Source organism: Nocardiopsis exhalans (assembly GCF_024134545.1).
Classification (GTDB): Bacteria; Actinomycetota; Actinomycetes; order Streptosporangiales; family Streptosporangiaceae; genus Nocardiopsis; species Nocardiopsis exhalans.
On sequence record NZ_CP099837.1, the window covers coordinates 4,676,166 to 4,688,982 of the forward strand.

Here is a 12,817-nt window from a genome sequence, read left to right on the forward strand (position 1 = left end):
GAACTACTGCTTGGCGATCAGCTGACGCAGAACGAACTGCAGGATGCCGCCGTTGCGGTAGTAGTCGGCCTCACCCGGGGTGTCGATCCGCACCACGGCGTCGAACTCGACACCGGTGTCGGTGGTGACCTTCACCGTGCTGGGGACGCGGCCCTCGTTGAGCTCGGTGATACCGGTGATGGAGAAGGTCTCCTCGCCGGTCAGGCCGAGGGAGTCGGCGGACTGGCCCGCCGGGAACTGCAGCGGGATGACGCCCATGCCGATCAGGTTCGAGCGGTGGATGCGCTCGTAGGACTCGGTGATGACCGCGCGCACGCCCAGCAGGCTGGTGCCCTTGGCCGCCCAGTCACGCGAGGAACCCGAGCCGTACTCCTTGCCGCCCAGGACGACCAGCGGGGTGCCCTGCTCGGCGTAGTTCTGCGCGGCGTCGTAGATGAACGACACCGGCGCGTCGGCCTGGGTGAAGTCGCGGGTGTAGCCGCCCTCGGTGCCCGGCGCGATCTGGTTGCGCAGGCGGATGTTGGCGAACGTACCGCGGATCATCACCTCGTGGTTGCCGCGACGGGAACCGTAGGAGTTGAAGTCGCGACGCTCCACACCGTTGGCCTTGAGGTACTCGGCCGCCGGGGTGCCCGGCTTGATCGCACCGGCCGGGGAGATGTGGTCGGTGGTGACCGAGTCGCCCAGCTTGGCCAGGACGCGGGCGCCGGAGATGTCGGTGACCGGAGCGGGCGTCTGGCCCATGCCCTCGAAGTACGGGGGCTTGCGGACGTAGGTCGAGTCAGCCTCCCACTCGAAGGTGTTGCCGAGCGGCGTGGGCAGCTCGCGCCAGCGGTCGTCACCGGCGAACACGTCCGAGTACGCGGAGGCGTACATGTCGGAGGCGATCGCGGAGTCCATGACCTCCTGGATCTCCTCGGCGGTCGGCCAGATGTCGGCCAGGTAGACGGGCTTGCCGTCGCTGCCGACGCCCAGGGGCTCGGTGGTGATGTCGATGTCCATCGACCCGGCCAGCGCGTAGGCGACCACCAGCGGCGGCGAGGCCAGGTAGTTCATCTTCACGTCCGGGTTGATCCGGCCCTCGAAGTTACGGTTGCCGGACAGGACCGCGGAGACCGCGAGGTCGTTGTCCTGGACCGCCTGCGAGATCTCCTCGGGCAGCGGGCCCGAGTTGCCGATGCAGGTGGTGCAGCCGTAGCCGACCAGGTTGAAGCCCAGCTTGTCCAGGTACGGGGTCAGGCCGGAGCGCTCGTAGTAGTCGGTGACGACCTTGGAGCCCGGGGCCATGGAGGTCTTGACCCACGGCTTGCGGGACAGACCCTTGTCGACCGCCTTCTTGGCCAGCAGGGCGGCGCCCAGCATGACCGAGGGGTTCGAGGTGTTGGTGCACGAGGTGATCGCGGCGATCACGACGGCGCCGTGGTCGATCTCGGTCTCGGTGCCGTCGGCCATGGTGACCTTGACGGACTTGTGCGGGCGGGCGCCGTTGGCGGACTGGGCCGGGGCGTCGGAGGCCGGGAAGGACTCCTCGCCCGCCTCGTCGGCGTCGTCGGAGACGTAGTCGCTGATGTCGTGGCGCCAGGTCTGCTTGGCCGCCGACAGCGCGATGCGGTCCTGCGGGCGCTTGGGACCGGCGATGGAGGGGACGACCTCGGCGAGGTCGAGCTCCAGGTACTCGGAGAACTCGGGCTCGACGGCCGGGTCGTGCCAGAAGCCGTTGGCCTTGGCGTAGGCCTCGGTCAGGGCGACCTGCTGCTCGGAGCGGCCGGTCAGGCGCATGTACCGGATGGTCTCGTCGTCGACCGGGAAGATCGCGGCGGTGGAACCGAACTCCGGGCTCATGTTGCCGATGGTGGCGCGGTTGGCCAGCGGCACCGAGGCGACGCCCTCGCCGTAGAACTCGACGAACTTGCCGACCACACCGTGCTTGCGGAGCTGCTCGGTGATGGTGAGCACGAGGTCGGTCGCGGTGGTGCCGGGCTTGAGCTGGCCCTTGAGCTTGAAGCCGACCACGCGCGGGATGAGCATGGAGATCGGCTGGCCGAGCATGGCGGCCTCGGCCTCGATGCCACCGACGCCCCAGCCCAGGATGCCCAGGCCGTTCTGCATGGTGGTGTGCGAGTCCGTACCGACGCAGGTGTCGGGGTAGGCCTGGCCCTTGCGGTCCATCGTGACCCGCGCGAGGTGCTCGATGTTGGCCTGGTGCACGATGCCGGTGCCGGGCGGGACGACCTTGAACTCGTCGAAGGCGGTCTGGCCCCAGCGCAGGAACTTGTAGCGCTCGTAGTTGCGCTCGTACTCGATCTCGACGTTGCGCTCGAAGGCGTCGGGGCGACCGAAGAGGTCGACGACCACGGAGTGGTCGATCACCAGCTCGGCGGGGGCGAGCGGGTTGATCTTGTCCGGGTCACCGCCCATGTCGCGGACGGCCTCGCGCATGGTGGCGAGGTCGACGACACAGGGGACCCCGGTGAAGTCCTGCATGATCACCCGCGCGGGGGTGAACTGGATTTCCTGGCTGGGCTGCGCCTTGGCGTCCCAGTTCCCCAGAGCCGTGATGTGCTCGGCGGTGACGTTCGCACCGTCCTCGGTGCGCAGGAGGTTCTCCAGCAGCACCTTCAGGCTGTAGGGAAGTCGGTTGTAGCCCTTGACGGCGTCCAACCGGAAGATCTCATACGACTCGTCGCCAACGCGCAACGTGTCACGGGCGCCGAAGCTGTTCGCGGACACGGTGTCTGCCTCCTGATCTCGCCACTTTGTCCCCAGCATCCTCTCCCATGGGAGGGACGCGGGACCTACTGAGGCCGCCCTAACCGGATCACCGGGGCACGGGGTTCACGGGTGAACACCCCCGCCGCCTCCATCATCCTTCAGGGCCGCTTTGACCTGCGACGACGCCACATCGTCGCGGGTCGCGACCCGCAGGCCGCGGACGTCCGAGGGTCCGGGGCGCGGCGCCGAAAAGCGGTCGACCTCACACACCCGAACCGGGAGCGGGTCGGGGGGAACCCCGCTGTTATCTTGACGTCAAGGTATCTAACTTGTATCTCGATATCAAGTTATCGGGTGGGCCCCCAGCCCCCGCGGGCACCCCCGGCACTCGGCCCCTTTCCGTCCGATCCTGTCCGACGGCTCAGTCCAGCTGCGGGACCACCGACGAAGCCACCAGCTCCAGGTGGTCCAGGTCAGACATGTCCAGGACCTGCAAGTACATCCTCGCAGCACCCGCCTCGCCGAACCGGCCGATCCGGTCCACGATCTCGTCGGGGCTGCCGGCCAGACCGTTCTGGCGCAGCTCCGACACCTCGCGACCGATCCGGGCGGCCCGCTTGGACACCTCTGCCTCGTCGCGCCCCGCGCACAGGACCTGGGCCGCCGAGTACACCATCGGCACGGTACGGCCGGACGCCCGCACGGCGTCGGCCGTACGGTCGAAGGCCTTCTCCGTGTCCTCCAGCGAGGAGAACGGCACGTTGTACTCGTCGGCGAACTTGGCCGCCAGCCGCGGGGTGCGCTTCAGGCCGGTACCGCCGATCAGCACCGGCGGACGCGGCCCCTGCTGTGGTTTGGGCAGTGCCGGCCCCTCCGCCAGCCGGTAGTGCCTGCCCTCGTAACGGAAGGTGTCCCCCACCGGGGTGGACCACAACCCCGTGATGATGTCGAGCTGCTCCTCGTAGCGGTCGAAACGTTCGCGCGCGGAGTCGGGGAAGGGGATCCCGTAGACCGCGTGCTCCTGCTCGAACCAGCCCGCGCCGAAGCCGAACTCGACCCGGCCGCCGCTCATCCGGTCGACCTGGGCTACGGAGATGGCCAGTGGCCCCGGGTGGCGGAAGGTCGCCGCCGTCATCAGGGTGCCCAGCCGGATTCGGGAGGTGTCCCTGGCCAGACCGGCCAGGGTGATCCACGCGTCAGTGGGTCCGGGGAGCCCGCTGACGTGGTCGCCCATGGAGAGGTAGTGATCCGAGCGGAACAGGGCGTCGAAGCCCAGATCCTCGGCGGCTCTGGCAACGGCGAGCTGGTCCTCGTAGGTGGCCCCCTGCTGGGGCTCAAGGAAGATCCTCAGGCGCATACGCCCCAGTTTCTCCCACCCCACCGGCCTTTCCGAAACCGGCGCGCGGGTACCGTGGAAAAGCCGTGGTCAGCGCCGTGACCACAGGTGGACAACACCGGTGCGACGCCAGCACGCCGCCCGGACAACGCCTGGTCGACAGCGCGCAGAACCGCGCCCCCACCCGCAGAACCGTTCCACCGCTCCCTCGCGATAGCAGTCAACGTGAAGCTTCTCCGCCGCGCACGACGCCGCGTCCCCGTCTACGGACCCGACAGCACCGACACCGTGCTGCTCTCCTCCGTGGCCGCCGGGGAGACCGACGCTCTGGAGATCCTGCACCGGAGGCACGCACCCTGGCTGCGCGCCCGTCTGCGCTACCGCTGTTCCGACCACGACCAACTCGACGCCGCCCTCCAGGAGACCTTCCTGGCGGTGTGGCGCAGCGCCGGGTCCTACACCCCGCGCCCGGGCGACGACGACGCCGGGGCCTGGCTGTGGACCATCGCCATCCGCCAGCTCATCTCGCAGCTGCGCAAACGCTCCAACCGGTGGATCGCCGAGAGCGAACCCGAACCGTACGAGACCGTCGGCGACGCGTCCGCGGAGGACACCGTGCTGCTCAACATCGAGCACGGCCCGTTGGGCGCCGCCCTGCACGGCCTCTCCCCCGAACTGCGCTCCGCGATCCAGGCCACCGTGCTCGACGGCCTGACCGTGCGGGAGGCGGCGGAGATCCTCCAGATACCCGAGGGAACAGTGAAGACACGGGTCATGCGCGCGAAGGCGCGGCTACGGGAGGCACTGACCACATGAGTACGAGCTGGCACCTGACCCACGACCAACTCCACCAGTACGCGAACCACACCGCCGACGGCGTCACCGCCATGTCCGCCGAAGCCCACCTGACCCGCTGCGCCCGCTGCCGTTCCCTGCTGCCCGCCGACGAGGCCTGGCTGGACCGCAGTTGGTCCGACCTGCGCGACGTGGTGGACCAGCCCCGACGCGGCCCCGTCGAACGCCTGCTGACCGCGATCGGTCTGCGCGAGAGCACCGCCAAGCTGCTGGCTGCCACCCCGCAGCTGTACCGCGCCTGGCTGACCGCCACCGTGCTCGTCCTCGTCATGGCCCTGACCGTGGCGCACGAGCTGCCGCGCGGCTCGCTGCTGTTCGCCTTCACCGCGCCGGTCGTACCCCTGATCGGGGTGGCCCTGGCCTACGGGCGGGGCGTGGACCCCGCGCACAGCCTCGCCTCGGTCACCCCCCTGGCCGGGTACCGGCTGCTGTTCACGCGCACCGCCGCCGTGCTGGTGCCCGCGCTGACACTGTGCACCGCGGCGGCGTTCCTGATGCCCTCGGTCTCCACCCTGCGGGAGGCGGTCTTCTGGCTCCTGCCCGCGCTGGCCATGGTGGCCGGGTGTCTGGCGCTCAGCCGGTGGATGCCGCTGAGCCTGGCCGGCGGTGTCGTCGGCGCCGCGTGGGTGCTCGCCCTGGTCCTGTTCAGCCTGGCCGACGGCCTCGACCCGTCCCTGCTGTTCACCCCCACCGCCCAGGTCAGCTGGGCCACGGTGCTCGGCCTGCTGGCCGGGGCCATCCTGTTGCGGGTGAGGACCGCGTGATGACCGGTACGACCAGCGGCCGCGGCGGCGACGTGACGGCGGACCGGATCAGTGTGCGCGGGCTGGTCCGCAGTTACGGGAGCCGTCGGGCCCTGGACGGGATCGATGTGGACCTGGGCCCCGGGGTGACCGGACTGCTGGGCCGCAACGGCGCGGGCAAGACCACGCTGATGCGCTGTCTGGCCACCGACCTGGAGGCCACCAGAGGCCGGATACGGGTGCTGGGCCGCGACCCGGAGCGGGCCGACGAGCGCACCGAGATCCGCCGCCGGATGGGCTACCTGCCACAGTCCCCCTCCTTCTATCCGCACTTCACCGTGTTCGGCCTGCTGGACTACATGGCGGTCCTCAAGGAAATGGGCGGGCGCCGCGAACGCCACGACGAGGTCCGCCGTGCCATGCGCGACGTGGACCTGTACGACCGCAGGCACAGCAGGGTGCGCCGCCTGTCCGGCGGGATGCGCCAGCGCCTGGGCCTGGCCGCGGCACTGCTCGGCGCCCCCGAGCTCCTGCTGCTCGACGAACCCACCGTCGGCCTGGACCCCGAGCAGCGCATCAGGTTCCGCGACCTCGTCTCCGAACTGGCGGTGCACAGCACCGTGGTGCTGTCCACCCACCAGATCGAGGACGTGTCGGCGCTGTGCCGCCGGGTCCTGTGCCTGGACCAGGGCCGGGTGATCTTCGACGGCACCCCCAGCGACCTGATCGCCCGGGCGCGCGGCCGCGTGTGGGAGCAGGGTTCACGGCCCGAGGAGGGCGTGACCTCCTGGCGGCTGGCGGACGGCCGGTACCGGGTCCTGGTGCCGGAGGGCGCCGAGAACCCGGACTCGACGGCGCGCGTCCCGGTGGAACCGTCACTGGAGGACGCGTACCTGCTGTTCACCGGTGCGCGGGGCAGCACTCGGTGACCCGCCTCTCGACCTTCTGGGGGCTGACCCGGTTCAACCTGTGGCACATGCTGTCGAGCCCGGTCTTCTTCGTCGGTGTGCCCCTGACGCTTCTGTTCCTGGGAGCGACGTCCTACATACCGAATACGCCGACGGCGCTCGACCTGTACCACCAGTCCTCGGCGAACGCCATGGGCGTGGCGGCGATCATGTTCGTGGTCGCGACTTTCCCCGCGATGCGCGAGGTGCGCCACTCCGCGGCCCTGGCGCTGCCCCTGTCAGCGCACACCCGCCTGTTGTCGTTGGCGCTGGCGGCCGTGGCCCTCACGTCGGTGTGCACGGGGTCGTTGATCGCCCTGTACCTGATGCGGGCACCGATACCCGTCGCCGGCGTGATGAGCCCTTACACCCTCACCGGCGTGTTCCTGTCCAGCTGGTTCGGCCCCCTGGCTGCGGTGGCCGCCACCGCCTGGGTCCGTTCCTTCGCACCCCTGGTCCTGTTCAGCATGCTCGTCCCGGCCTACCTGCTGTACTCGTTCACGGCCATGGGCAGCAGGGCGGACGTGATCGTCTCCCAGATGAGCTGGCTGGTCACCTCGGCGATCGTCCCCTTCCAGATCACCAACCCCGGGGTGACCGTCCTGGGCCTGCTGTACTTGGTGTACGCCGTCCTGCTGATCGTCGCCCTCGTGAGCCTGACCCTGGTCAGGCGGGGCTCCGGCCGGAGGCCACGGCCGATACCGCTGGGCGCGAGCCTGCTGCTGCTGGTGGTGATCGCGGGGACCGTGGTGTACGGGAACAAGACCTACACGTACGACCACGACTTCTCGGTCGAGCAGCTGCACGGGACGAAGACCGCCTCCTGCCGCGTGCGGGACGGGGTGGCCTACTGCCCCCTGCCCGGCTACGAGTCGTGGGTGGACTACTGGCACGCGGCTCTGTCCCCACCCTGGCGAGGGTGCCCGAACGGGAGCGGCACCGGGTGGCCTCGGTATGGCAGACGGGCAACGCCGTCCGCACCGACCTGTACCTGGACCCGCCCGAGCGGTCGATCACCGTGAGTGAGCACTGGGATGCGGAGTACGCTTACTCGGTCGTCGAACTGGCCTCCGACGCCGCCACGTTGGTGGTCGGTCTTCCGATGATTCAGTCGGACGAGTTCCCGTGCGGGGCGAGCGGGCAGTCCCGACTCCTGGTGGCGGCCTGGCTGGTCTCCGCCGACGAGCAGCAGCCCCGTGAGGAGAGGATCTTCGCGGCCGACAGCATACTGCTGCGCTTTGACCCGGCAGCGGAGGACCTGGCCCTGGCCCACGCGCTCATCGACCTGCCCGGGGACCGGGTCGAGTCGGTGTTGGACGAGCACTGGGAGACCGTGACCGCACCCCGGACCAGCGCGGGGGAACTGGCGGACCTGTTCGGTCTGCCCGCACCCGGGACACCCGGTTTCCCCGAACCGGACTGGGAGACGAGCTACTGGACCAAGCAGGAGATCGACGAGTGGTGGGACTCACCCGACCACCTGTGTTCCTGAGGCGCCGTGCTCTCGTGTGTGGCGCTACCGTGGGGGCGTGAACTACTACTGGCACAAGGTCCTTCCGCCGCTGTGCGCCTGACCGGGCGCACCCGCTGACCTTCCCGGACTCCACGGCCCCACCGCCACGGTGAGCGGCCGTGTCCGTCGTGCGCCCGTCAACGGACCGGCTCCCAGGCGTCAAGACGGAAAGTACGAACGTGCCAGCACACACCTCTCCCACAGCCGTGCGGTGGCCGACCCCCGCCCTGTCCCGACTGGCCGGCGGCCCGTTGCCGATCCTCGGCGCCGCCGTCCTGTGGGGCACCACCGGCACCGCCAGCTCCTTCGCCCCGGCTGGCGCGCACCCGGCCGCGATCGGTTCGGCCGGGCTCGTCCTCGGCGGGATCCTGCTGTTCCTGGCGGGCCGGGGCTCCACCGCCCTGCTCACCCGCTCCGACACACGAACCCGGTGGACGCTCCTGCTGGGCGCGGTCGCGGTCGCCGGGTATCCGCTGTTCTTCTACCCGGCGGTGGCCAACGCCGGGGTGGCGGTCGGCACCGTGATCACTTTGGGCAGCGCACCGGTCTTCTCCGGGCTGCTGGCCTGGTGTGTGGACCGCTCCCGGCCCACCGCGCGCTGGGCGGCGGCGACCGTCGCCGCCGTGCTCGGCTGCGCGGTACTGGTCCTGGGCCCCGAAGTCACCGGAACGCCGACCCCGGTGAACTCCGTGGGCGTGCTCCTGGCCCTGGTCGCGGGGTTCTCCTACTCGCTGTACGCGATCATCGCCGAGAAGCTGATCCGGCGCGGACACACCTCGGGCGCGGTCATGGGCACGATGTTCGCGGGCGGCGGCGTCCTGGTGCTCCCCGTGGTGCTGGCCACCGGAACCGCCTGGCTGGCCACCGTCAACGGCGCCCTGGTGGCGCTGCACCTGGCCCTGTTCACGGTGTTCCTCGCCTACTGGCTGTTCGGTCACGGCCTGCGGCACACCCCGGCAGCCACCGCGACCACCCTCAGCCTCGCCGAGCCCGCCGTCGCGGCGGTCCTGGGCGTGGCTCTGGTGGGTGAGCGCCTCCCGCTGGTCTCCTGGTCCGGCCTGGTCATCCTGGCCCTGGGCCTGGCCGTCCTCAGGGCGCCGCTGCCGAGGCGATTCCAGCGCACCCGCCGCTGACCCGGTGGGCTCAGGGTTCGAGGACGATCTCGGCACGGTCCGGGTAGAAGGCCGCGTGGTCGGTGATCTCCGCGACCCACGGGTAGGGCTCCTCGTACGTCCACAGGGCGTCGGGGAGCTGGACCCCGTCGCCCACTTCCAGGGTGTAGTACGTGGCGTTCCCCTTGTAGGGGCAGTGGGTGGTGGTCGGGCTGGGCCGCAGCACCGCGGGGTCCACGTCGGCCAGCGGAACGTACTGGACCTCCGGGTAGGAGGCCTCGCGCAGCGTCAGCGCCGCCGAGCTCCGCGCGACGACCCGCGCGCCGACCCGGACCACCACCCGGCCCCGGGCGGGTTCGATGTCGATGGGGTGGTCCGGCCCCGGAACCGTGCCGTTCTGTGCCATGGGAAGTCCCCTCTCCTCGGTTCGGGCCCCACTGTACGGGGCTTGGTCCGGGGCTCCCCGGCCTGCTCCGACGACAACCCGGCCGCCAACGACGTCACGGGCTCCGCCTCGGGGCGGTGCTCCGACCCGCAGGGCGACGCACCGGCTGACCCTCGGGAACGCCGAAGGCCCGGGACCGCTGACGGTCCCGGGCCTTCTGTCCGGTTCTAGGCGTCCTGCTCGGCCAGCTCGGCCTCGGCGGCCTCGCGGTGGCGGCGGGCCAGCTTGACCGGCTCCAGGACCGCGACCATCTCGACGTGGTGGGTCATCGGGAAGGCGTCGAAGGCGCGCAGACCCACCAGGCGGTAACCGGAACGGCCGAACTCGGCGAGGTCGCGGGCCAGGGTCGCTGGGTCACAGGAGACGTAGGCGATCCGGCGCGGCTTCATGCCCGCCACCTTGCGGACGACCTCGACACCGGCACCGGCGCGCGGCGGGTCGAGCGTCACGACGTCGGCGCGCACGTCGGCCCACTCGCGCATCTGCTTGGCCACGTCGGCGCGCTCGACACGCACCTGCGGCAGGTCCTTCAGGTTGTACTGGGCGTCGCGAACGGCGTGCTCCCCGTTCTCCACGCCCATCACGCGGCCCTCGGCGCCCACGGCCTCGGCGAGCGCGCCGGTGAACAGGCCCGCACCGCAGTACAGGTCCAGGGCGGTCTCGCCCGGCTTGGGCTCCAGGCCCTCGATGACGGCGGCGCTCAGGGTCTCACCCGCGGCCGGGTGAACCTGCCAGAACCCGCCGGCGCCGACCCGGTACTCGCGACCGGCCACGTCCTCGCGCACGCCCTTGCGGCCGCGCACCGACTGCACCCGGCCGCCCTTGAAACGGCGCAGCACGGCGCTGGAGGCCTTGAGATCGGGCAGCTCGCCCAGCTTCGCGGTGGTGGGGGTGACCACGATCGCGCGATCGGCGCGGGTCGTGGAGGCCACGGCCTCCACGTCCCTGACGTTCTCCCACTTGACCTCGGTGACGCCGAGTTCGGTCACACCGGGGTGGGCGATCAGGCACTTGTCGACCGGCTCGATGTCATGGGAACGGTGGCGGCGCAGACCGGCGTTTCCGTCCTCGTCCACGGAGAAGCGCACCCGGGTGCGCCAGCCCAGGCCGTCGGGGGTACCGGGCAGCTCCTCGACGACCACCTCGCGGTCGATCCCGGCGATACGGCTCAGCTGGTCGGTGACGACCTTCGCCTTCATCCGGCGCTGGGAGTCCAGGCTGGCGTGCTGCCAGTCGCAGCCGCCGCACATACCGGGGCCGGAGAACACACACGGCGCCTCGACCCGGTCCGGGGATGCGGTAAGCACCTCGACGGCCTCGCCGCGCAGGAATCGGGTGGTCTGCTCGGTGATACGGACCCGGACCCGCTCCCCCGGCAGGGCGTGGCGGACGAAGACGACCTGGTCGTCCAGGCGGCCCACACACCATCCCCCGTGGGCGACGTCGTCCACAGTCAGTTCGATCTCGTTGCCCACACGTGTCATGGCGGTGTCCTTCGCTGGTCGGGTCGGAATTCCGGGTGACCCTGCGCGCACAGCCACCAACCGACCCCAATCTACCGGCCTTCGGGCACCACACGTGCTGGTCCGAGCACTGTGCGGCCGGGGCGGTCACACGGTTGGGGGTGTCGTGTGTCAAGGTGGAGCTGTCGGGGCACGTGAGCGACTCCGTGCCCGCGGGGTGGAGAGCTAGCTCGACGGGAGTTCGGACGAGGTGCACATCGTGATCATGGGGTGCGGCCGTGTGGGTTCCACACTGGCGCACACGCTGGTGGACCTGGGGCACACGGTGGCGGTGATCGACCAGGACCCCGAGGCGTTCCGTCGGCTCCACACCACCGTGGCCAAACATGCCGTCCGCGGGGTGGGTCACGACCGCGAGGTCCTGCTCAGCGCCGGCATCGACCGCGCGGCGGCCTTCGCCGCGGTCAGCAACGGCGACAACTCCAACATCATCGCCGCCCGGGTGGCCCGCGAGGCGTTCGGGGTGCAGAACGTGGTGGCGCGCATCTACGACCCCCGCCGGGCCGAGGTCTACCAGCGCCTGGGCATCCCCACCGTGGCGACCGTGCGCTGGACCGCCGACGCCATCCTGCGCCGGGTGGTGCCCGGCGACGACCAGCTCACCGCCGCGCCGGAGTGGCAGGACGCCTCGGGCAGCCTGACCATGAACGAGCTCAGCCTGCCGGAGCGCTGGGCGGGTCGAACCGTCGCCGAGCTGGAGGCCGATTCCCCGCTGCGCGTGGTCTACCTGGTGCGGGAGGGCAGTATCATCCTGGCCCGCTCCGAGGAGACCCTCGTGGCGGGCGACGTGCTGCACGTGGTGGCGCACAGCCGGGAGATGGGCGATCTGGCCAAACGACTGGGCCGGGGTCACGAGGACGAGACGGGGCGTGGGTGAGATGCGGATCGCCATCGCGGGAGCCGGGAGCGTGGGCCGCTCCATCGCCACGGAACTGGCGGGCAGCGGCCACGACGTCCTGCTGATCGACCGGGACACCCGGGCCATCGGTGTCGACGACCTCCCCCAGGTGGAGTGGCTGCTCGCCGACGCCTGTGAACTGGCCACCCTGGAGGACGCCCGGCTGGGCGACTTCGACGTGGTCATCGCGGCCAGCAGTGACGACAAGGTGAACCTCGTCGTGTCCCTACTGGCCAAGACCGAGTTCGGGGTGGAGCAGGTGATCGCCCGGATCAACGATCCGGACAACGAGTGGCTGTTCAACGACTCCTGGGGGGTGGACCTGGCGGTCTCCCCGCCCCGGCTGATCGCCGACCTGGTGGACGGGGTCGCCGAGGAGGAGGACTACGTCGAGGAGGGCACCCTGCCCCCGCTGCCCGGCGCGGAGATCGCCGAGTCGGTGCTGCACGCCGCGAGCCCGTTCGTGGGCGGTATCGAGAGCGAACTGACCGGCGCACTGCCCGAGGGCGTGGCCCTGGTCGCGGTGGTCGGCCCGGGCGGGGTGCGCCCGCCCGACCCCGAGCGGACGCTGTCCGTGGGCAACACGGTGGTCTTCCTGGCCGAACCGGAGGCCCTGGGCCCCCTGGAGGAGCTGCTGGGCCCGGCGGACGGCACCGTTCCCGACGGTGCTGAGGGCCCCGAGGGTTCCGCGACCGCTGGGGAAACCGCGTCCCCCGGGGCCGAGGCCTGAACT

At 70.8% G+C, this 12,817-nt stretch carries 12 protein-coding genes; 8 read left to right on the plus strand and 4 right to left on the minus strand.

Features of this window, described 5'->3' with window-relative positions; all coding sequences use genetic code 11:
- Positions 1 to 3: 3 nt before the first annotated feature.
- Both acnA and NE857_RS20570 read right to left on the minus strand, forming a co-directional pair.
- Positions 4 to 2,769 carry an aconitate hydratase AcnA gene (gene acnA, locus NE857_RS20565; protein WP_254417238.1) on the minus strand — a complete coding sequence of 922 codons (2,766 nt, stop codon included), beginning with the start codon at positions 2,767 to 2,769 and terminating at the stop codon, positions 4 to 6.
- A 364-nt stretch (positions 2,770 to 3,133) separates the two neighbouring features.
- On the minus strand, positions 3,134 to 4,069 hold the full coding sequence (locus NE857_RS20570; RefSeq protein WP_254417239.1) for an LLM class F420-dependent oxidoreductase: 936 nt from the start codon (positions 4,067 to 4,069) through the stop codon (positions 3,134 to 3,136).
- 204 nt (positions 4,070 to 4,273) lie between these two features.
- Here NE857_RS20570 and NE857_RS20575 point away from each other — a divergent pair, with 204 nt between their 5' ends.
- From NE857_RS20575 to NE857_RS20600, 6 genes are all read left to right on the plus strand, one after another.
- The gene (locus tag NE857_RS20575; RefSeq protein ID WP_254417240.1) at positions 4,274 to 4,864 is read left to right on the plus strand and encodes an RNA polymerase sigma factor; all 591 of its coding nucleotides are present in this window, start codon (positions 4,274 to 4,276) and stop codon (positions 4,862 to 4,864) included.
- A complete protein-coding gene (locus NE857_RS20580; protein ID WP_254417241.1) occupies positions 4,861 to 5,667 on the plus strand; it encodes a zf-HC2 domain-containing protein in 807 nt (268 codons plus the stop codon). Before NE857_RS20575 ends, NE857_RS20580 begins: the two co-directional genes overlap by 4 nt.
- Complete coding sequence (locus NE857_RS20585; RefSeq protein WP_254417242.1) at positions 5,667 to 6,575, plus strand: ATP-binding cassette domain-containing protein; 909 nt, start codon at positions 5,667 to 5,669, stop codon at positions 6,573 to 6,575. Before NE857_RS20580 ends, NE857_RS20585 begins: the two co-directional genes overlap by 1 nt.
- Positions 6,572 to 7,615, plus strand: a complete 1,044-nt coding sequence (locus tag NE857_RS20590) for a hypothetical protein (RefSeq protein WP_254417243.1) — start codon at positions 6,572 to 6,574, stop codon at positions 7,613 to 7,615. Before NE857_RS20585 ends, NE857_RS20590 begins: the two co-directional genes overlap by 4 nt.
- Positions 7,537 to 8,085, plus strand: a complete 549-nt coding sequence (locus NE857_RS20595) for a hypothetical protein (RefSeq protein ID WP_254417244.1) — start codon at positions 7,537 to 7,539, stop codon at positions 8,083 to 8,085. Before NE857_RS20590 ends, NE857_RS20595 begins: the two co-directional genes overlap by 79 nt.
- A 200-nt stretch (positions 8,086 to 8,285) precedes the next feature.
- Entirely contained in the window at positions 8,286 to 9,239 is a 954-nt protein-coding gene (locus tag NE857_RS20600) for a DMT family transporter (RefSeq protein ID WP_425572053.1), read from the plus strand.
- Between the two features lie 10 nt (positions 9,240 to 9,249).
- Here the strand turns inward: NE857_RS20600 and NE857_RS20605 are convergent, their stop codons facing one another.
- Together NE857_RS20605 and NE857_RS20610 are read right to left on the minus strand one after the other, a co-directional pair.
- Positions 9,250 to 9,624, minus strand: a complete 375-nt coding sequence (locus NE857_RS20605; RefSeq protein WP_254417245.1) for a DUF427 domain-containing protein — start codon at positions 9,622 to 9,624, stop codon at positions 9,250 to 9,252.
- 206 nt (positions 9,625 to 9,830) lie between these two features.
- Positions 9,831 to 11,147 carry a class I SAM-dependent RNA methyltransferase gene (locus NE857_RS20610; RefSeq protein ID WP_254417246.1) on the minus strand — a complete coding sequence of 439 codons (1,317 nt, stop codon included), beginning with the start codon at positions 11,145 to 11,147 and terminating at the stop codon, positions 9,831 to 9,833.
- A gap of 229 nt (positions 11,148 to 11,376) precedes the next feature.
- Here NE857_RS20610 and NE857_RS20615 point away from each other — a divergent pair, with 229 nt between their 5' ends.
- Both NE857_RS20615 and NE857_RS20620 read left to right on the plus strand, forming a co-directional pair.
- Positions 11,377 to 12,063, plus strand: a complete 687-nt coding sequence (locus NE857_RS20615; RefSeq protein ID WP_254417247.1) for a potassium channel family protein — start codon at positions 11,377 to 11,379, stop codon at positions 12,061 to 12,063.
- A complete protein-coding gene (locus NE857_RS20620) occupies positions 12,056 to 12,814 on the plus strand; it encodes a potassium channel family protein (protein WP_254417248.1) in 759 nt (252 codons plus the stop codon). The genes NE857_RS20615 and NE857_RS20620 overlap by 8 nt, the downstream gene beginning before the upstream one ends.
- Positions 12,815 to 12,817 lie beyond the last annotated feature (3 nt).